This window comes from Agrococcus citreus (assembly GCF_039527715.1).
Classification (GTDB): domain Bacteria; phylum Actinomycetota; class Actinomycetes; order Actinomycetales; family Microbacteriaceae; genus Agrococcus; species Agrococcus citreus.
Genome location: NZ_BAAAKK010000005.1, coordinates 103,584 through 123,557, shown reverse-complemented (window position 1 = coordinate 123,557; position 19,974 = coordinate 103,584). Strand labels below are relative to the sequence as shown.

The window sequence follows — 19,974 nt, the reverse complement described above, 5'->3', positions numbered from 1 at the left end:
GATCTCGGAGGGCCGTCCCGCTGCGTCGTGCGGAGGTCGCGCTAGCCCTTCGCGCTGCCCGCCAGCAGCCCTCTGACGAAGTAGCGCTGCAGGCCGAAGAACACGATGAGCGGCACGATGAGCGACACGAACGCGCCGGCCGTCAGCCGCTCCCAGTTCTCGCCGCGGGAGCCCGAGAGCTCCGCCAGTCGTTGCATGAGTGGCGCGGTGTCTGGAGTGCCGGAGGAGAATACGAGCGCCACGAGCAGGTCGTTCCAGACCCAGAGGAACTGGAAGATCGCGAACGACGCGATCGCCGGCATCGCGAGCGGCAGGATGATGCGGAAGAAGATCTGCCCGTGCCCGGCGCCGTCGACGCGAGCCGCCTCCACGATCTCGCCGGGGATCGCCGAGATGAAGTTGTGCAGCAGGAAGATCGCGAGCGGCAGGGCGAAGATCGTGTGGGCGATCCACACCGGCAGGAACTGCCGCTCGCTGATGAACGGGATCGTGTCGTGCAGCGCGTTCTGGAACGGCTGCAGGAACGTCACGAACAGCTGGAGCAGCGGGATGAGCGCCATCTGCAGCGGCACGATCTGCAGCGCGAACACCACGACGAACAGGGTGCCGGAGCCGCGGAACTTGACCCAGGCGAACGCGTAGGCGGCGAGCGACGCGAGCACGAGCGGGAAGATCGTGCCCGGGATCGCGATCATGAGCGAGTTGACGAAGTACTCGCCCAGCTGCGGCGACGTGTCGGAGCCCGAGAACAGCACGTCGCGGTAGTTCGCGAGCGTGAGCTGCGGGTCGGAGAAGAACGTCCACCAGCCGCTGCTCGAGATCTGGTCGGCCGGGCGGAAGGACGACAGGAGGAGGCCGAAGGTCGGGATCGTCCAGACCACGGCGATCACGATCGCGGCGATGGTCGCCCAAGGGCTCGTGAGCCGGCGCTTCACCCGGTCAGCGCGTGTCTCGACCGCCGGGGCGACCTCGTCCGGGTTGACCTCGGGGTCCGGAGTGACGGCAACGTGAGTCATCGGATCGCCTTCTGCTGGTTCAGGACGCGGACGTTGTAGATGACGATCGGCAGCACCATGATGAACAGGATGAGCGCGAGCGCCGCGCCCCTGCCGGGCTCACCTGCGCGGAACGCCTGCGTGTACATCTCGTTCGCGACGACGGAGGTCTCGAAGTTGCCCGCCGTCATGGTGCGGACGATGTCGAAGACCTTGAGCGTCGCGATCGAGATGGTCGTGACCACCACGACGAGCGCCGGGCGGATGCTCGGCACGGTCACGTTCGTGAAGCGCTGCCACGGGTTGGCGCCGTCGATCTGCGCCGCCTCGAGCTGCTCGGTCGGCACGCCCTTGATCGATGCGGAGAGCACGACCATCGCGAAGCCCGTCTGGATCCAGATCATCACGAGGATGAGCGCGAGCGTGTTCCACGGGCTGTTCTGCAGGATCTGCTGCGGCTCGCCGCCGAACCAGACGATCACCTGGTTGACGAAGCCGATCTGATCCTGCTGCGGACCGCGGTACGCGTACATGAACTTCCAGATGATGCTCGCGCCGACCATCGAGAGGGCGAACGGCATGAACAGCAGCGACTTGAAGAAGCGCTCGCCACGGCTCTTGTCGATGAACACCGCGTAGGCGAGGCCGATCGCGGTCGAGAGGGTCGGCACCACGATGACCCACACGATCGTGTTCCCGAGCGTGACGAGCGCCTCGGGCTGCGTGAACATCCAGACGAAGTTGTCGACGCCGTTGAACGTGCCCGTCTTGTCGGTGAACGCGAGGATCGCCGTCCGGACCGCGGGATACACGAGGCCGACGGTGAGCAGCAGCGCAGCAGGCATGAGGAACACGAGCATCGGCTTCGAGTCGTCATCCCGGTCGGCCGCGTAGCCGAGCAGGCCGGCCACGCTGAGGCCAGCCGCAGCTGCCCACGGCCAGACGCCGATCGGCTGCTCCTGCCCCTGCTCGAGGACGAGCCCGACGACGACGATCGAGACGGCGGCGAGCAGCCACGCGATGAGCCTCGCGCTGCGGCGGATGCGCACGGGCGCGAACGCGATCGCCGCGGTCGCGAGCAGCACGGCCACGAGCGGCCAGCCGACGATGACGGCGGCCTGCATGAGCGCCGGCGTGACCCAGTCGAGCGCGGCGATGCTCTCGGCCATCTGCGCGACGAGCACGACGGCGGTGACGAGCACGGCACCGAGCACACGCATCGCGGCGCTGCGGACCGATTCGGATGCCCGCTGCAGCAGCCGATCGAGCAGCCACTGGAGCAGCACCACGACGATCCCAGCGACCGCGAGGATGATCGCGGCGTTCGTGAGCCCCTGCGTCATCCACGACACGGCGCCGTAGAGCACTCGGGCGAGCACCGCGAGCAGCACGAGCGCCGCGATGATGATGAGCCGGGGGCGGAGCCCCTGGCGGATGGCAGCCCGCCAGCTGGCGAAGCGCGGCTTGTCCTCAGGACGGTCGAGGAATGTCAGCAGCAGCGCCATCACGACGCCGAAGGCCGCGAGGCCGACGACGGCCTGCAGCACCTTGCCGATGAGATCGAGCGTGGTCATGCGTCACCTCCGGGGTGCCATGGGATGAGCGGTGTGGGGGCCGCCGCAGCGACCCCCACACCGTCGTCCATCGGACTACTGCGGCCAGCTCGACTCGACCTGGTCGAGCACGGTCTCGGTGTCAGCACCGGAGACCCAGTCGACCATCGCCTTCCAGAACGTGCCGGTGCCCACGGCACCCGGCATCGCGTCGGAGCCGTCGAACCGGAACGTCGTGTCCGGGTCCTGCAGGGTCGCGGCCGCGGAGGCGAGCAGCGGGCTCGACGCGTTCTCGGGGTCGAGACCCGAGTTGGCCGAGAGCGTGCCGCCGATGGAGACGCGGATGTTGGCCCACTCGGCGCTCGAGAGGAACGTCTGCACCGCAGCGACCTCCTCGGCGTCGCTGAAGGCGCCGACGAACTCGCCGCCGCCGGTCACGGCAGCAGCGTCAGCCTCGGTGCCCGGGAGGATGAAGCCCCAGATGTCGCCGTCCTCGGCGACCTCGGTGCCCTCCGGGAAGAGGCCCTCGTAGAAGGTGGCCTGGTGGTGCATCGCGCACTCGTTCTCGGTGACCGGCCAGCCGGCCTCGCCGAAGTCCTGCGTCGCGATCGTCGAGACGTCGCCGAAGCCGCCGTTGACGTACTCCGGGTTCTTGATGATGTCACCGACGCGGTTCATGGCGGCGACGATCTGCGGGTCGTTGAACGGGATCTCGTGCGCGACCCACTGGTCGTAGACGTCCGGGCCCGCGGTGCGGAGCACGTAGTCCTCGACCCAGTCGGTGCCCGGCCAGCCGGTGGCCTCGGCCGAGCCGAACCCGACGCACCAGGGCTTCATGACACCGGACTCCGCGATCGCCGCGGTGACCTCGTCGAGCTCGTCGAGCGTCGTCGGGATCTCCCAGCCGTTCTCGGCCCAGACCGACGGCGAGTACCAGACGAAGCCCTTGACGCTCGCCATCAGGGGCGCTGCGTAGAAGGTGCCGTCGACGGTGCCGTAGTCCTGCCAGTCCTGCGTCCAGTACTCCTGCGCATTGGCGACGACCCCCTCCGGGGCGGGCACCATGCTGCCGGTCCCTGCGAGCGAGGCGAGCAGGCCCGGCTGCGGGATGATCGCGAGGTCGGGCGGGTTGCCGCCCTGCACGCGCACGTTGATCTGCGCCTCGAACTCACCGGAGCCCTCGTAGACGACGTCGATGCCCGTGCACTCCTCGAACTCGGCCCACGACTCGTTGAGGCGCTCGGCCTCGACGTCGAGGATCGTGCCGTACAGGTTGACCTCGGCGCCCTCGAAGGTGCCGTAGTCGGTGTATGCCTCGCAGCCGGCCGCGGCGGGGGCGTCGGAACCGCCTGGGGCCGCCGAGGGGTCGGCCGGTGCATCGCCGACACAGCCCGTGAGGGCGAGTGCGGCGACGCCGGCGATGCCGAGCGGCACCGCGATCCTGCGTGCGTGCTTCACGTGAACTCCTTCGTTCGCTCAGTGCCTGAGGCACGATCCGTGCAGCGCACGGCCTCGTGCAGGAACCGGAACCGGTTCCACTCCCAGTGACGCTAGCGCACCGCCGGTCGATCCGCCCTCCATGACAAGGTTTCGATTCGGTCACGATCGGCACAGGAGCCGGTGAGCGGCGACGCGAGGGTGGCGTAGTGTCGGAACCGGTTCCAACGGACGCCGGCAGCGACGCCGGCCCGGAGCAAGGAGGCGCGATGCCCAAGCTCGACGACGTCGCCCGCGCCGCCGGCGTCTCGAAGGCGACCGCATCGCGCGCGCTCTCCGGCGCGGCCGGCGTCTCCCCCGCCACGCGGGCGAAGGTCCAGCACGCGGCGGACGACCTCGGCTTCCGCGCCTCGGGAGCCGCGCGCCGCCTCGCGACCGGCCTGACCCGCACGATCGGCGTGCTCACCCCATCCGTCGACCGCTGGTACTTCGGCTCGGTGCTGCATGGCATCGCCCACGCCGCCGACGCGCACGAGCACGACGTGCTGCTCTACGACCTCGGCGCCTTCGGCCGCGGCGGCCACGAGAAGTTCGAGCGCTTCATGCGCCGCGGCGAGGTCGACGGGCTCGTCACGATCACCTGGAGCCTCGTGGGCGGCGACCTCTCGAGGCTCGCCGAGCTGGGGATCCCGGTCGCGACCGTGGGCGAGCCCACCCCGCACTCGCGCTCGTTCTGCCTCGACGACAGCGCGGCGGGCGAGCAGGCCGCCGAGCACCTCGTGCGCCTCGGCCACCGCGACCTGCTGCACCTCTCGAGCGAGACCGAGGTCCAGCCGATCGACGCCTCCTCGTCCGATCGCCGCAAGCGCGCCTTCGAGCGCGTCTCGGCGCGGCACGGGCTGCGGTTGCGACCGGTCATCGTGACGCCGACGTCGCTCGAGGGCTCGCACCTCGCGGCGCGCGAGATCCTCGCTCGCCGCGACCGGCCGACGGGCATCGTCGCGAGCACCGACGAGGTCGCGCTCGGCGTGTTGCTCGCCGCGCACCACCTGGGCATCCGCGTGCCCGAGGAGCTCAGCGTCATCGGCGTCGACGACGTGCCGACCGCCGCCGCGTTCGGCCTCACGACCATCCGGCAGGACCCGGCGCAGCACGGGGAGGACGTCGTCGCATGGATCATGTCGGCGCTCGCGCAGCACCCCCACGGGCAGCCCGACACCGAGCCCGACCGGAGCCACACGAGCTATGCACCGGTGCTCGTGATCCGCTCCTCCACCGCGCCGCCGCGCGAGCCGCGCGGCTGATCGTCAGGCGCTAGCGTTGGCGCACCCCGGCCCGGCCGACCGCACCCGCCCCCGCAAGGAGCGCACGTGAGCTTCACCTCCAGTTTCACCTCGCCCATCCCCATCATCGGCGGCCACGCCCCGGGTCTCGCGCTCGACCGCGACTGGCACCGCAAGAGCGTCTTCTACGAGGTGATGGTGCGCTCGTTCGTCGACTCGAACGGCGACGGGTTCGGCGACTTCCAGGGGCTCACGTCGAAGCTCGACTACCTGCAGTGGCTCGGCATCGACGCCATCTGGGTGCCGCCGTTCTACCAGTCGCCGCTGCGCGACGGCGGCTACGACGTCTCCGACTTCACGGCGGTGCTCGCCGAGCACGGCACGATCGACGACTTCAGCCACTTCGTCGCCGAGGCGCACGCGCGCAACATGCGCGTGATGATCGACCTGCCGATCAACCACACCTCCGACCAGCACCCGTGGTTCCTCGCCTCGCGCGAGGACCCCGACGGGCCGTACGGCGACTTCTACGTGTGGCGCGACACCGACGCCGGCTACCCGAACGTGCGCGTCATCTTCGTCGACACGGAGGAGTCGAACTGGGCGTTCGACTCGGTGCGGCGGCAGTTCTACTGGCACCGGTTCTTCTCGCACCAGCCCGACCTCAACTTCGAGAACCCCGCCGTCCACGCCGCGATCGAGCGCGTGCTGCGCTTCTGGCTCGACCTCGGGGTCGACGCCGTGCGCCTCGACGCGATCCCCTACCTCTACGAGTCCGAGGGCGGCAACGGCGAGTCGGAGCCCGCGACGCACGAGTACGTCAAGCAGCTGCGGCGCCTCGTCGACGACGAGTACCCCGGCCGCGTGCTCATCGCCGAGGCCAACCAGTGGCCCGCCGAGACGGCGGCCTACTTCGGCACCGCCGACGAGCCCGAGTGCCACATGGCGTTCGACTTCCCCACGATGCCGCGCATCTTCTACTCGCTGCGCGCGCAGAGCGCCGTCGAGCTCAAGCGCATCCTCGCCGAGCAGGTCGACATCCCGCCCGGCGCGACGTGGGGGGTCTTCCTGCGCAACCACGACGAGCTCACGCTCGAGATGGTGAGCGAGGAGTACCGGCAGGCGATGTACGGCTGGTACGCCTACGACCCGCGGATGCGCTCGAACGTGGGCGTGCGCCGCAGGCTCGCGTCGCTGCTCGACAACTCGCGAGCCGAGCTCGAGCTCGCGAACGCGCTGCTCCTCTCGCTGCCCGGGTCGCCGTTCCTCTACTACGGCGACGAGATCGGCATGGGCGACAACATCTGGCTCGACGACCGCGACGCATCCCGCACGCCGATGCAGTGGACACCCGACCGCAACGCGGGCTTCTCGAACGCCGATCCCGGGAAGCTCTTCCTGCCGGTCGTGCAGTCGCTCGTCTACCACTTCGCCGCCGTCAACGTGGAGGCGCAGCTCGCCCAGGCCTCGAGCCTGCTGCACTGGATGCGCTCGGTGCTGCACGTGCGCCGCGCCCACCCCGTCTTCGGCCTCGGTGACATCACGGTGCTCGACACCGACAACGACGCGGTGCTCGCCTTCGTGCGCGACTTCGAGGGCGACGGCAGCTACGCGGGACCGCGCGCGGAGCGGGTGCTGTGCGCCTTCTCGTTCAGCCACAACCCCGTGCACGTCACGATCGACGCGCCCGCGCTCGCGGGCTCGCGCCTCAACGACCTCTTCGGCGGCGGCGGGTTCCCGACCGTCGCGCAGGACGGCCGCTTCTCGCTCACCTTCGGCACGCAGTCGTTCTACTGGCTCGGCATCAGCTGACGCGCTGGCCGCGCGGGGCGCGGACGACGATCGTGCGCGCGACCTTGTCGTGCAGCGACTGGCGGCGGGGATCCCAGAGCGGCCACACGTGGTCGACGATGCTGAAGACCCCGGCGAAGAAGCCGACACCGGCGATGGTGCTCAGCAGCTGCGGGCCGCCCTGCTGCACCGCCCACCGGAGCACGGCGGCGCGCAGGTCGGGGTGCCTGTCCTCCTCGAGCATCCGCACCCGGATGCCGACGAGCATCTTCCCGGGCGTCGCGCCCTTCCGCACGTGGAAGCCGACGCTGTAGGCGAAGTAGGCGATCGCGCCGATGAGCACGCTCGCGACCGATCCGGGGCTGCCCGGGGCGCTCATGGCCTCGAGCTCGGCGAAGGCCGCCTCGTCTCCCTCCGACGCGCGACCGACGAGGTCGAACCACCCGTACGAGCCGAGCACGAGTATGACGAGCACGACGAACGGGACGAGGTCGAGCAGGTAGGCGGCGACGCGGGCGCCCCAGCTCGCGAGCTCCGGCTCGGTCGAGGCCCTCGACGGCGCGGGCTGCGCGGGCGCCCAGACCGGTGCGGCGGGCGCCTCGGCGAGGGCCGCAGCGGGGTCGCGCGTCTCTGCGAGCCACTGGATGCCGTTCCACCAGCGCTCCACGCCGTCGGTCGCGGCGTAGGGATCGGGGTACCAACCCGGTGACTGCGAGGACGGCGGCTGCGGGGTCGTCATGCCTCGATCGTAGAGCGCCGTTTGGAGCGGGCCGGGTCGGTAGTGGAGACTGGCGCGATGCAGGAGACCGCCATCCTCGCGATCGTCGTGGTCGTGGCCCTCGCCTTCGACTTCACGAACGGCTTCCACGACACCGCGAACGCGATGGCCCCGTCGGTCGCGACGGGAGCGCTGAAGCCGAAGCCCGCGGTCGCGCTCTCCGCGACCCTCAACCTCGTCGGCGCGTTCCTCTCGATCGAGGTCGCGCGCACGGTCGGATCGGGGATCGTCGACCTCACCGGGGTCGACGGCGAGAGCCTCATGCTCATCGTGCTCTGCGGGCTCACTGGAGCGATCGTGTGGAACGTGCTGACATGGCTCTTCGGGCTGCCGTCGTCGTCGAGCCATGCGCTCTTCGGCGGCCTCATCGGCGCCACGATCGCCGCGCTCGGCCTCACGGGCGTGCTGTGGGGCGGTGTGGCGCAGAAGATCCTCATCCCCGCGCTGCTCGCACCGGTCATCGCGGGCCTCGTCGCCTTCACGGGCACGTGGCTCGTCCAGCGCGTCACCGCGGGCCTCTCCGCGAAGCGCGAGCGCAGCGACTTCCGCTGGGGTCAGATCGGCGCGGCGTCGCTCATGTCGCTCGCGCACGGCACGAACGACGCCCAGAAGACGATGGGCGTCATCTTCCTCGCGCTCGTCGCGCACGGCACCCTCGATCCGGATGCCGACATGCCGCTCTGGGTGCGCGTCGTCTGCGCCGTCGCGATCGCGGCGGGCACCTACATGGGCGGCTGGCGCGTCATCCGCACCCTCGGCAAGGGCATCGTCGACATCTCGCCCCGGCAGGGCATGTCGGCCGACTTCTCGAGCGCCTCGATCATCCTGACCTCGAGCCACCTCGGCCTGCCGCTGTCGACGACGCACGTCGCCTCCGGCTCGGTGATCGGCTCCGGGATGGCGCGCACCGACGCGAAGGTCCGCTGGTCGGTCGCTCGCCGCATGCTCATCGCCTGGCTCATCACGCTGCCGGCCGCGGGAGCCGTCGGCGCCGCGTGCTTCGGCATCGCGAACCTCTTCGGCCACCTGGGCGGCTCGATCGTCGTCACGGCGCTGCTCGTCGCCGCGTGCGGCCTCATGTGGCTGCGGTCGCGGGCGAGCCACGTCGGCAGCCACAACGTCGGCGACGAGTGGGAGCAACCGAAGGCCGAGCGCAAGCGCGAGATCGACCGCGAGCTCAGCGCCGTCGCATCCGGCATCGCGTCGGTCGCGAAGCCCCGCAAGCGCAAGAAGCGACCGAAGCAGCATCGACCGAACCAGGACGGAGGCGCGTCCTGATGGGCTTCGACCTCGGCGCGCTCGGCGTCGCCATCGCCTCGGTGCTCGTCGTCGGGCTGCTGCTCGGCGCGGGCATCCCGCTCGTCTACGCGCTCGCGATCCGCTCGATCGAGAGCCAGCGGGCGGGCTCGAACGTCATCGCCGGGCTGCTGCTGTCGCTGTGCGCGCTGCTCGCGATCGCCGGCATCGTCGTGATCGTCTTCGGCAAGCAGCTCTTCGGCATCTGAGCCTCGACTACGAGCGCTGCACGATGTCGTACGACGGCTGACGCAAGCGCCGCACCCACGCGTACTGCCGCGTGCCGGGCAGCGGGTGGCGCCCCGCGTCGAACCGCAGCAGCGGATCGATCGGCCCCGGCTTGCGGGTGAGCTCGAGGTCGGCGAACGGATGCCACGGGCCGCGCGGCCGTGCGACGAGCAGCCGCAGTCGCCACGGCTCGGCCTCGAGCCGCTCGGCGAGCTCGGTGGCCGACACCGGCAGGTCGTCCGGCGAGCGCGTGATGGCGGCGATGAGCACGGGCCCGCTCGGCGAGCGGTACGGGAGGAGCGAGCTCACGTGCGCGCGGGACGGCGAGCGGTGGACGAGCAGCCAGAACCGCGACGGCCAGCCGGCGCCGGTCGACGCGAGCTCGATGTCGGCGGGCCCGTCGTCGCCCTCGAAGCGGATCGCGAGCCCGATCACGTCGGGCAGGGGCGGCGGCACCCCGGCCGAGCGCGAGGCGCGCGCGAGCACCCGCACGGGCTGCGGGTCGGCGTCGTCGATCCACGGCACCCCGGTGCGCAGCGCGCTGCCGGTGCGCTGCAGCGAGCCGTGGAGGAGCACGCCGTGCGGATGGATCGGATGCGGTCGCCGGACCGCGACGAGCGCCGCGAACGCCGCGCCGAGCGCGCGCCCGACGGCGGTCGTGAGGCGCGGCATCCCGCGGCCATCGCCGTCGCCCGCGTCGTCGCCCGGCGCCTCGACGGGACCCCTCCGCGTGTCCATCGCGCCCCCTCGGTCGATCGGTGGCCCCATCCTGGCACCGCGACCGTCCCGCTCGGCTGCGCGTCGGCGGTCAGCTGGTGATGACGGGCACGATGGTCGTCGCGACCAGGACCGCCACCATGGCGCCCTCGACCGCCTCGATCGCCGATCGCACCGAGGCGCTCGCCCAGGTCCCCGCGGCGAGCTCGTCGCCTCGTCGCCGCAGCAGCTCGGCCGGCAGGTCGGGGAACACCTTCGGCAGCGCCTTCGCGCCGTGCAGGATCGCGAGCGCCGTGGCGACCTCGCGCTCGTCAGCGCGGTCGCCGGCCTCGGCGGCCTCGAGCACGTCGCGAGCCCGCGCCTGCAGGGCGTCCTCCACCTGGCGCCGCTCGCCGCGCTCCCAGCGCTCGCGCCACGTCATGCCGAGGAACCGGTCCTGCTCGCGCGCGAGCACCCCCGCCGCCGCGAAGTCGTCGAGCAGCCGGCCCCGCAAGCGGCCGCCCGGCGCGCGCGCCCCCGACCAGCCGACGATCCGCGTGATCGCATCCTTCGTCGAGCGGCCCTGCACCTCGGCGACGAGCGGCTCGAGCCGCGCGTCGGTGCCGCCCGCCGCCGCGACGAGGGTGCCCGGCTTCGCGCCCGGCTCACCCTCCCCCGCGACGCGAACGCGCCCGTCGAGCAGCAGCTGGGCGATCGCCGCCGCCGCGACGGCGATGCCGAGCGACGAGTCGTCGACGAGCGGCGAGCCCGCCTCGTCGTCGATGGCGAGCAGGAGCACGGCTTCCGGGATCGTGAGGTCCATGCCGTCGACGCTAGAGCGGCACGGCGCAGCGCGCCTCCGCCGCCGGAGGGAGCCCGACCGGGGGAGGTCGGCCGGGGCAGGTCGGCCGGGGAGATGCGCCGGGGGGTCGACCGGGGCGGGGGCTAGCGTTGGGGCATGAGCAACGACGAGGCGCTGCTCGTGCAGGGCGCGGAGCGCGACTGCATCGCCGAGGCGCACGCGGCCGGCATCGAGCTGCTGCTGCCTCGCGAGGTGCCGCTCGGCGGGCCGCGAGCCATGCCGGTGCTGCGCAGCCTGCCCAACAAGCACCGCCACATGATCGGCGCGTGGTGCTTCGCCGACTCGTTCGGGCCGACCGAGATCGGCGACGGACCGGGGATGGATGTGCCGCCGCACCCGCACACGGGGCTGCAGACGGTCTCGTGGCTCGTCGAGGGCGCCATCGCGCACACCGACTCGACCGGAGCGCGCCACACCGTGCGGCCCGGCGGCGTCAACGTCATGACGGCGGGCCGCGGCATCTCGCACAGCGAGTACTCGACGCCCGACACGACCGTGCTGCACGGCGTGCAGCTGTGGACGGCCCTCCCCCTCGACCAGCACGACATCCCGCCGTCGTTCGCGGGGCTCGACGCCGTGCCGTCGACCTCGTTCCCCGGGGGCGCGGTCCTGCGCGTCTTCGTCGGCTCGTCCGCGGGCGCGACGAGCGCTGCACCGGCGTTCTCGCCGCTGCTGGGCGCCGAGCTGCGGATCCCGGGCGGCTCCGAGGCGGCGCTCGACCTCGAGCCGGCGTTCGAGCACGGCGTGCTCGCGCTCACGCCCGGCATCGCGCTCGACGACGTGCCCATCGGCGTGGGCGAGATCGGCGTGCTCGAACCGGGCCGCGCATCCGCCATCGTGTCGGCCGAGCGGGGCGACGGCATCGCGATCCTGCTCGGCGGCGTGCCGCACCCGGAGGAGTTCGTGATGTTCTGGAACTTCGTCGGGCGCGACCACGCCGCGGTCGAGCGCGCTCGCGCCGCGTGGATGGCCGAGCGCGACGCAGCAGCGGAGGCGCGCCCGCGGTTCGGCGTCGTCGACGACGGCTCCGGCACGACGCTGCCGAGCCCGCGCATCCCGACCGTCGAGCTGCTGCCGCGCGGGCGCGCGAAGCGGCGCTAGCCCTTCGCCGCGAGCTCGGCGAGCGCGAGCGCCATCGGTGCCGGCTCCCAGTCGTGCCACGCGCCCGGCATGACCCGGAACAGCGCGCTCGGGATCGCGGCGGCGAGCATCTCGGCCGTCTCGGTCATGCCGGGGAACGTCTGCGCGCCGACCATCGTGAGCACCGGCACGGTGATGCGGGCGAACCGCTCGGCGGGCCCGAGCTCCTCCGCCCACGCGAGCGACCGGGCGTCGGCGCGGTAGGTGCGGCTGCCGGCCGCGATCTGCGGCCACTCCGGCATCGCGCGCGCCTGCTCGAGGAACTCGCGCGGCATGTCGCGCATGTACTCGACCTGCGCCGCCTCGAGGTCGCCGGCGTCGAGGTGGCGCAGGATGTCGCGCTCGAACGCCGCGGCGCCGCCGGTAAACTGCCCGATGGGCGCCTCCCAGAGCGCGAGCGCCGTGACCGGGAGCCCCGCGTCGGCCGCCGCGAGCGCGATCGAGCAGCCGGAGGAGTGCCCGACGAGCACGGCGCTGCCACCCACCTCGTCGATCGCCGCGGCGATCGCGGCGATCTCGCGCTCGAGCGTCAGATCGCCCTGCGCCTCGCTGTCGCCCCGCCCGAGCCGGTCGTAGACGAGCGTCTGCACGCCGTGCTCGGCAGCGAGGCGCGCCGTCTCGGTCGTGGTCGCATCCGTCGCCCGGAACGGCCCGGCACCGGCGACGAAGACGACGCCCGGTCCCTCCCCGTAGCGGTCGAACCCGATGCGGTCGCCCGCGCTGGTGTCGGCGAATTCGGTCATCGCTGCCTCATCTCGGTGTCGACGTCATCCTGGTCGTCGCGCGCCTTGGCCCGCAAGACGTCGGGGCTCTGCACCGCGACAGCACTGCAGCGCCCCCGTCACCTCACACTGACCCGGTATGAGTTCTCCACAGGATGCCGAAAATTCGAACTGGTCTTCGACTGCTTGGTAGAATGGAACGCATCGAAGGCCACCGCTGACGGTGGCCACAGCAGGTGTCCGATGGGGGGCCGACGATGGTGCAGCAGTCGCGGGGCAGGTCGCCGGAGGCGGCCGCTGTGCGCGGTGCGATCGACGTGCTGCGCTCTGCCGCCGATGCGCTGCTGAGGTCGTTCGAGGCGCTCGGCGATGCGCAGCGCTGGGACGCGCTCGCCGCGGTCGGTGAGCTCGCGAAGCACGCGGACGGGCTGGTGGTGCGGATGGCGGGCCTGGTGGAGCAGGCGCCGCCGGCGTTCGATGCGCCGTCGTCGACGCGCGCGTTCGGGTACCGCGACGCGGCCGACGCGCTGCGGCACGAGCTGGGCGTGACGTCCAGCCGGGCGAAGGCGATCATCCGGGTCGCGGTCGCAGCGACTCCGCGGCCGACCGCGGGCGGGGCGCCCTTCGAGCCGCGCTTCCCGCACGTCGCCGACGCGCTCGCCGACGGGTCGATCGGCATCGACCAGGCGCGCGTGATCGTCGAGCAGCTCGGCGAGGGCCGCGGGCGCATCGACGACGACGACCGGCGGTTCGCCGAAGCCTCCCTCGTCGGCGACGCGACCGGCCAGCCGGCAGGCGAGGTGGCTGGCGAGCGCGGCTATGACGACACGGCCCCGACGCCGCCGGAGGAGCTCGCCGCGACCGCGCGGCAGTGGCTGCTCGCGCTCGATCCAGACGGCGCAGAGCCGCGCGAGGAGCAGCAGATCGCGCAGCGCTCGTTCACGATCTCCCGCTGCACCGACGGCATGTTCCGCGGCCGGATCGTGCTCCCACCGGCCGAGGGCGCGCAGGTGCAGGCGGTGGTGCAGGCCTACAACTCGCCGCGCACCAGCAAGGACCCGACGGCGCCGGTCAACGACGACGGCCGCTCGCCCGAGCAGCGCTCCGCCGACGTGCTCGCCGGCCTGTTCGCCGCCCACGCCCGCTCCGGCGAGACGCCCCGACCCGGCGGCCGCCCGCCCACGCTGCTCGTCGCCGTCACGCAGGCCGATCTCGACGCGCACGCCGAGGGCCGACCTGGCGTGTGCGAGATCGTCGAGACCGGCGAGATCGTCCCCGTCCAGCTCGCCGCCCGCATGACGTGCGACGCAATCATCCAGACGGCGCTCGTCGACGACGACGGCCACGTCCTGAAGATGGGACGCCGCAAGCGCCTCTTCACCGCCATCCAGCGACTCGCGATCATCCTCCGCGACAAGCTCTGCCAGGGCGAGGGCTGCGGCGCGCCCGCTTCCTGGAACGACGTCCACCACGTCCGCACCTGGGCCGACGGCGGCCCCACCGACATCGACAACGGCATCCTGCTCTGCACACGCTGTCACCAGGACGTCCACGCCGGCCGCCAGCAGATCGAACGATCCGGCACCCGCTGGAAGGTCCGACGCACCCTGCTCCCACCCATCCGCAGACCACGCGGCACGCGACGACGCGCACCCGACGTGCACCCCACGGCGCCGTTCCCGGTCTCGACCGGGTAGCGGACGCGCGACCGCAACGGATCCGCTACGACTGCTTGGCGGCCGCCTTCGCTGCCTGCTTGGCCTTCCGCACCTCGGCGAGCGACTCCTGGTCGACGATGTCGGCCACCGAGCGCTTCGAGCCCTCCTCGCCGTACGGCGCCGAGGCATCCCGCCAGCCGGCGCCGTCGAAGCCCGCCCGCTTGCCGAGCAGCGCGAGGAAGATGCGCGCCTTCTGCTCGCCGAACCCGGGCAGCGCCTGCAGCCGGCGCAGCACCTCGGCACCATCGGGATCGCCGTCGCGCCAGATCGCCCCGGCATCGCCGCCCCACTCCTCTACGACCACGGCGGCGAGCTGCTGCACGCGCTTCGCCATCGAGCCGGGGAACCGGTGCACGGCGGGCTTCTCCGAGAACGCCGCCTGGAACACCTCCGGATCCATCTGCGCGATGTCGGATGCGTCGAGCCGGCCGAGCCGGTCGCGCAGCTTGGCGGGCCCCGCGAACGCCGTCTCCATCGGCACCTGCTGGTCGAGCAGCATGCCCGACAGCAGCGCGAAGTCGTCCTCGGAGAGTAGGCGGTCGGCGTCGTCGTCGCCGGTGATGTGGAGCTCGCGGGTCATGTGACCACCCTGGCATGGCCCGCGCGCGCCGGACAGGGCCGAGCCCCCGCCTGGTCACGACAGACGGGGGCTCGGGGTCTAAGGGTCAGCGAGCGGCGAGCTCTCGCGATCGGACGAGCAGGAGCCCGCCCGCGACGAGCAGCGCGAGCGCCACGCTGATGCCGCCGATCGGGATGGTGCCGCCGCTGCGGCCGCGCTCCGGCAGCGCGTGGCTCGCGCGGACCGTGACGATGTTGGTCGGCGCGCTCTCGACGTTGTCGCTCGACAGCGATGCCTCGGCGTCGAAGGCCACGCGCACGGTGGTGCCCTCGGCCTGGGACGGCACGCCCGGCACCCGCGCGGTGATGGTGACGGTGGCGACCACACCCGGGGCCATCGTGCCGATCACGACGCGCTCGGCGCCGGTCGCGGCATCGAGCTCGACCGTGCACGGCACCGAGCACGTCGCGAGGCCGTCGCGCAGCAGGCCGCTCGGCAGCCGGTCGACGAGGCCGACGCCCGTGCTGGGCGCTTCGCCGGCGGCCCGCACGAGCACGCGGAACTGCACGAGGTCGCCGAACCCGACGAGGCCGTCGGACGACACCCACGCCCCGTTGACCTGCTCCCACGCCGACTTCTCGGCCGACACGGTGCCGGCGACCACCTCGGTGCGCACGCACACCACGTTGTCGGACGGATGCTCGCAACCACCCGGCGATGCGGCGTCGTCGTCGGTCGTGACCATCGCCCGGCTCTCGAGCGTGCCCGCCCGCACGGTCGGCGCGACCGCGATGAGGAGCTCGAGCTCGGTCGAACCGCCTGCCGGCAGCGCCGCGGGATCGATGACGCACGTGATCGTGCCGGCCGCGGCGGAGCATCCCGCGGGACCGTCGAGGTGGGTGAGCCCGGCGGCGAGCGCGAGCGTGGCCGTCACGGCATCGCCGGCATCGACGTCGCGAGCCCCGGCGTTCGTCACGACGAGCGAGAGCCGAGCCTCGCCGCCGGCCGGCGCGGGGCCCGAGCTGCTCGCCGCGAGCTGCAGATCGACCGGATGGTCGTCGTGGGCGATCGTGCAGGTGACGTCGACGACGCCGACGATCGTGACGGCGTCGCCCTCGAGCGTCGCGCCGACGCACGTCCAGCCGCCCGGGGCGTAGCCCGACAGTCCGCTCGCGCCGAGCCGGTACGTCCCGGCCGGCACGGATGCGACGGTGACGGCCGAGGAGCCCGACGCCCCGGTGATCTCCACCGGCCCGCTCGCGGAGAGCGCGAACCGGTCGAGGGTCGCCTCGCCGCCGTCATCCGCCACGATCGACTGCACGAGCGTGATCGTGGGGTACCGGAGCTCGGTGCCCTCGCAGCCCACGCTGTTCGACGCGCTCGGGCAGGCCGGCGCCGCGGGCGCGGGATCGTCGAGGGTGTGGACGAACGCGATCGCGCCGTGCACGCCGGCGCGCGCCGATGGCTCGAATCGCACGGTGAGGGCGAGGTCGATGCCGCGACCGATCGCGAGCGCCGCCGGCTCGATGCCGCAGCGCACGAGGCGGGCCTCTGCGGTGCAGGACGCGGGCGCGGCGACGACCGAGACGGTGCTCGGCAGTCGCACCGTGAGCGAGACCGGCTCGCCGCGATCGACGTCGCGGGCGCCGACGTTCCGCACGGCGGCGGTGAGGGCGAAGGTGTCGCCGTTCGCCGCTCGGGCACCGCCGTCGTCGAGGGTGACGGCGAGATCGACGGGGAGGTCGTCGTGCACGACGACGCACGTGGCGCTGTCGCCTGCCTCGAGCGTCAGCGTCGACCCGACGAGGCCCCCGGCCGAGCAGGACCAGCCGAGCGCGCGGTATCCGGCGGGGCCCGTGGCAGAGAGCGCGTAGGCCCCCGGCTCGACCGCGACATCGACGAGCGACCCCGCGGCACCGGCGAGCTCGATCGGTCCCTGGGCACGCAGCGCCCAGTCGCGCGGCACGGCGTCGCCGCCGTGGTCGTTCACCGCGCGAGCGTCGAGCGTGAGCCGCGCTGGCGCTGGCGCGGGATCGGGCGCGGGGTCCGGTGCGCGCGGCAGGTCGTCGACCGTGACCTCGCACACGGCCGTGCCGCCGTTCGCGAGCACCACCACGTCGCCGTCGACCGGCAGCGGCTGGGCGCGATCCTGATCGCTCCAGCACGCGACGCCCGAGACCGCGTAGCCCTCGATCGGCAGCGCGCCGACGGCGTAGGCGCCCGCGTCGACGGCGACCCCGGTGACCGAGGGCGCGCCCTCCACGCCGCTGAACGCATCCACGGCGCCGGTTGCGGTGAGGGTCACGCCGCCGTCGCCGAGCGTGCCCCCGTCATCGACCACGACGGCGGCGAGCAGCGTCAGCGTGGCCGGGAGGTCGTCGACCACGACCGTGCAGTGCGCGTCGTCGTCATCATCATCGACCGTCACCACGTCGCCGACGAGGTCGGCGTCGTCGCAGCTCCAGGACCCCACGGTGTGGCCGGTCGCCGCCGAGCCCGAGGCGCTGAGCGCGAGCACGTAGTCCCCGGGCTCGACGGACGAGGTGAGCCTGCTCCCGCGACCGAGCTCGGTGTCGCTGCCCACGAGGACCGGCGACCCGTCGAGCGCGCTGGCCGACAGGGTGACGCTGTCGCCGGTCGCGGAGCTCCCGTCGTCGGTCATGAGCACGAGGTCGAGGGTGAGGGATGCCGCCTCGTCCGGATCGTCGTGCGCCCACGCCTCGCCCGCGGGGGCAGCGGCGAGCGCCGAGAGCAGCCCCGTCGTGATGGCGAGCGCGGCGGCGAGCAGGCGCTTGCGCCGCGACGAGGAGCGGGGGGCGGCGTGGCGCGGTCCGCGGGCGCTGGACCTCGAGGATCGGGGCATCGAGGATCCGGCTGCCCTTCCTCGACCCTCTGCTCGCATCGTCCGCTCCCGACTGCGGCGCCGCGGCGCCTGGCGCGCAGTCTGGCCTCCCACGACCGTCGTTGCGGCTGCCTGCCTCCAGCAAAGACCCTCGTCGGAGATGTGCGCAACAGTGTCCGCAAAAGCCTGACCGCATCATCGGACGCCGCTGAGGGAGCCGCTGCGCGACAGGAGGGGATCCGCGGGGAGCCCACCAGCCCAGCGCGCTCCGAGGCGCGACTGGGAGGATGGACGCATGCAGACCAAGCGCTCCAACCCCTGGGCGTGGTGGGCGTTCTGGATCGGCCTCGTCGGCCTCGTCCTCATGCCGATCCCGCTCTTCGTCGGCCTCATCCTGGGCGGCGGCCTCGCCTCGATCGCCGCGATCCTCGCCATCATCGCGCTGTTCAAGTCGCGCCACGCGGGCGGCAGGGGCATCGCGCCCGCCGTGGTCGCCGGCGTCTTCGTGCTGCTGACCTACGGCGGCATCTCCATCGGCGGCGGCACGATCTGGTGACGCTCGCCTGCTGAGCGCGGCGGCGAGCAGACGCCGCTCGGCCGAGGGTGCGAGGATCGGGACATGGCACGGAGCCGCTCGACCACCCTCCTCATCCTCGGCGCATCCGGGGACCTCACGAGTCGCCTGCTGCTGCCGGGCATCGCGACGCTGCTGCGCGAGCAGCCGACGCGTCGCCTGCAGGTGGTGGGCGCCGACCTGCGCGAGCTCGCGGCCGACGACTGGCGCGATCGCGTGCGCACCGCGCTCGGCGTGAGCGGCGCGCAGGGCGCCGCGGCGAAGGCGGTGCTCGCATCGACCCGCTACGTCTCCGCTGACGCGACCGATCCGGAGTCGCTGCGCGCGCTGCTCGACAGCGTGGAGTGCGATCGGCTCGTGATCTACTTCGCGCTCCCGCCGCAGGTCACCGAGCTCGTCTGCCAGACGCTCGAGCGGGTGGGGGTGCCTGACGGCACGATCCTCGCGATCGAGAAGCCCTTCGGCGACAGCCTCGAGTCGGCGAGGCGGCTCAACGCGCTCGTCACGCGCATCGTGCCCGAGGAGCGCATCTTCCGCATCGACCACTTCCTCGGCCTCCACACGGTGCTCAACCTGCTCGGCCTGCGGTTCGCCAACCGGCTGCTCGAGCCGGTCTGGGACCGCGACGGCATCGATCGCGTCGAGATCCTCTACGACGAGACCGTCACGCTCGAGGATCGCGCGGGCTACTACGACCGCAACGGCGCGCTGCGCGACATGATCCAGTCGCACCTGCTGCAGATCATGGCGCTCATCGCGATCGAGCCGATCGCGAGCGTCGGCGAGCGCGACCTGCGCGACGCCATCGGCCAGGTGCTGCGGGCGGCGAGCGTCGTCGACCCCGTGCGCCACTCCCGCCGGGCCCGCTACACCGCAGGCGACATCGAGGGGCGCGAAGTGCCCGACTACGTCGCGGAGGAGGGCGTCGATCCGGCGCTCGGCACCGAGACGCTCGCCGAGGTGCAGATCGAGATCGCCAACGCGCGCTGGGCGGGCGTGCCGTTCATCCTGCGCTCGGGCAAGTCGCTCGCCGGAGTGCGCAAGCGCGCGATCGTGCACTGGAAGCCACCCGCGCACGTGCCGGACGGGTTCTCGGGCCGCGACAGCCCCGACCGCTTCATCATCGACTTCAAGCCCGACGGCTTCGAGCTGCACCTCACTACGAACGGCAAGGGCGACCCGTTCGCGCTCGAGCCGACCGTGCTGCGCGGCGAGCTCGGCGGCGGGCAGTTCCTGCCCTACGGCGAGGTGCTCGCCTCGATCCTCGACAGCGACCCGCGTCTCGCGGTGCGCGGCGACGCGGCCGAGGAGTGCTGGCGGATCGTCGAGCCCGTGCTCGAGGCGTGGCGGGCGGATGCGGTGCCGATGCACGAGTACCGCGCCGGCTCGCGCGGGCCCCGCGGTTGGCGCACGAACTGACCGGGCGCTTCGACGACGACCGCGATCCCACTCGCGAGGAGTCGCTCGCCCGACTGCTCGGCGGCGGCCGCGCGGGCGTCG

General features: G+C 72.6%; 17 protein-coding genes. 8 read left to right on the top strand and 9 right to left on the bottom strand.

Annotation, left to right across the window (positions count from 1 at the left end; translation table 11 throughout):
* Window positions 1–41: 41 nt before the first annotated feature.
* From ABD106_RS09360 to ABD106_RS09350, 3 genes are all read right to left on the bottom strand, one after another.
* Window positions 42–1,016 (bottom strand): carbohydrate ABC transporter permease, encoded by a 975-nt coding sequence (locus tag ABD106_RS09360; RefSeq protein WP_343919681.1) that lies wholly within the window; start codon window positions 1,014–1,016, stop codon window positions 42–44.
* Window positions 1,013–1,906: a carbohydrate ABC transporter permease gene (locus tag ABD106_RS09355; protein WP_425545752.1), complete on the bottom strand. Its 894-nt coding sequence runs from the start codon at window positions 1,904–1,906 to the stop codon at window positions 1,013–1,015. The genes ABD106_RS09360 and ABD106_RS09355 overlap by 4 nt, the downstream gene beginning before the upstream one ends.
* A 738-nt stretch (window positions 1,907–2,644) precedes the next feature.
* Window positions 2,645–4,006, bottom strand: coding sequence for an ABC transporter substrate-binding protein (locus tag ABD106_RS09350; protein ID WP_343919679.1), 1,362 nt, complete (start codon window positions 4,004–4,006; stop codon window positions 2,645–2,647).
* A gap of 248 nt (window positions 4,007–4,254) precedes the next feature.
* Between ABD106_RS09350 and ABD106_RS09345 the strand changes: the two genes are divergently transcribed.
* Both ABD106_RS09345 and treS read left to right on the top strand, forming a co-directional pair.
* Window positions 4,255–5,289, top strand: a complete 1,035-nt coding sequence (locus tag ABD106_RS09345) for a LacI family DNA-binding transcriptional regulator (RefSeq protein ID WP_343919677.1) — start codon at window positions 4,255–4,257, stop codon at window positions 5,287–5,289.
* A 66-nt stretch (window positions 5,290–5,355) separates the two neighbouring features.
* A complete protein-coding gene (gene treS, locus ABD106_RS09340; protein ID WP_343919675.1) occupies window positions 5,356–7,080 on the top strand; it encodes a maltose alpha-D-glucosyltransferase in 1,725 nt (574 codons plus the stop codon).
* Here the strand turns inward: treS and ABD106_RS09335 are convergent.
* A complete protein-coding gene (locus ABD106_RS09335; protein WP_343919673.1) occupies window positions 7,073–7,798 on the bottom strand; it encodes an RDD family protein in 726 nt (241 codons plus the stop codon). The genes treS and ABD106_RS09335 overlap by 8 nt on opposite strands.
* A gap of 57 nt (window positions 7,799–7,855) precedes the next feature.
* Between ABD106_RS09335 and ABD106_RS09330 the strand changes: the two genes are divergently transcribed.
* Together ABD106_RS09330 and ABD106_RS09325 are read left to right on the top strand one after the other, a co-directional pair.
* A complete protein-coding gene (locus ABD106_RS09330; RefSeq protein WP_343919671.1) occupies window positions 7,856–9,115 on the top strand; it encodes an inorganic phosphate transporter in 1,260 nt (419 codons plus the stop codon).
* The gene (locus tag ABD106_RS09325; protein WP_343919669.1) at window positions 9,115–9,342 is read left to right on the top strand and encodes a hypothetical protein; all 228 of its coding nucleotides are present in this window, start codon (window positions 9,115–9,117) and stop codon (window positions 9,340–9,342) included. Before ABD106_RS09330 ends, ABD106_RS09325 begins: the two co-directional genes overlap by 1 nt.
* A gap of 7 nt (window positions 9,343–9,349) precedes the next feature.
* Here ABD106_RS09325 and ABD106_RS09320 read toward each other — a convergent pair whose 3' ends face one another.
* Together ABD106_RS09320 and ABD106_RS09315 are read right to left on the bottom strand one after the other, a co-directional pair.
* Entirely contained in the window at window positions 9,350–10,099 is a 750-nt protein-coding gene (locus ABD106_RS09320) for a hypothetical protein (RefSeq protein ID WP_343919667.1), read from the bottom strand.
* A gap of 70 nt (window positions 10,100–10,169) precedes the next feature.
* The gene (locus tag ABD106_RS09315; RefSeq protein ID WP_343919665.1) at window positions 10,170–10,880 is read right to left on the bottom strand and encodes a GOLPH3/VPS74 family protein; all 711 of its coding nucleotides are present in this window, start codon (window positions 10,878–10,880) and stop codon (window positions 10,170–10,172) included.
* 135 nt (window positions 10,881–11,015) lie between these two features.
* Here ABD106_RS09315 and ABD106_RS09310 point away from each other — a divergent pair, with 135 nt between their 5' ends.
* Entirely contained in the window at window positions 11,016–12,020 is a 1,005-nt protein-coding gene (locus ABD106_RS09310; RefSeq protein WP_343919663.1) for a pirin family protein, read from the top strand.
* On the opposite strand, the gene ABD106_RS09305 is transcribed toward ABD106_RS09310, so the two are convergent.
* Window positions 12,017–12,802: an alpha/beta fold hydrolase gene (locus tag ABD106_RS09305; RefSeq protein ID WP_343919661.1), complete on the bottom strand. Its 786-nt coding sequence runs from the start codon at window positions 12,800–12,802 to the stop codon at window positions 12,017–12,019. The genes ABD106_RS09310 and ABD106_RS09305 overlap by 4 nt on opposite strands.
* 278 nt (window positions 12,803–13,080) lie before the next feature.
* On the opposite strand from ABD106_RS09305, the gene ABD106_RS09300 reads away from it, so the two are divergent.
* Window positions 13,081–14,478 carry an HNH endonuclease signature motif containing protein gene (locus ABD106_RS09300; RefSeq protein WP_343919659.1) on the top strand — a complete coding sequence of 466 codons (1,398 nt, stop codon included), beginning with the start codon at window positions 13,081–13,083 and terminating at the stop codon, window positions 14,476–14,478.
* 25 nt (window positions 14,479–14,503) lie between these two features.
* On the opposite strand, the gene ABD106_RS09295 is transcribed toward ABD106_RS09300, so the two are convergent.
* Both ABD106_RS09295 and ABD106_RS09290 read right to left on the bottom strand, forming a co-directional pair.
* Entirely contained in the window at window positions 14,504–15,079 is a 576-nt protein-coding gene (locus ABD106_RS09295) for an HhH-GPD-type base excision DNA repair protein (protein WP_343919657.1), read from the bottom strand.
* An 85-nt stretch (window positions 15,080–15,164) separates the two neighbouring features.
* Window positions 15,165–17,921 carry a hypothetical protein gene (locus ABD106_RS09290; protein ID WP_343919655.1) on the bottom strand — a complete coding sequence of 919 codons (2,757 nt, stop codon included), beginning with the start codon at window positions 17,919–17,921 and terminating at the stop codon, window positions 15,165–15,167.
* A gap of 274 nt (window positions 17,922–18,195) precedes the next feature.
* Between ABD106_RS09290 and ABD106_RS09285 the strand changes: the two genes are divergently transcribed.
* Window positions 18,196–18,456, top strand: a complete 261-nt coding sequence (locus ABD106_RS09285; protein ID WP_343919653.1) for a hypothetical protein — start codon at window positions 18,196–18,198, stop codon at window positions 18,454–18,456.
* A 63-nt stretch (window positions 18,457–18,519) separates the two neighbouring features.
* The gene (locus tag ABD106_RS09280; RefSeq protein WP_343919651.1) at window positions 18,520–19,893 is read left to right on the top strand and encodes a glucose-6-phosphate dehydrogenase; all 1,374 of its coding nucleotides are present in this window, start codon (window positions 18,520–18,522) and stop codon (window positions 19,891–19,893) included.
* Window positions 19,894–19,974: the final 81 nt, after the last annotated feature.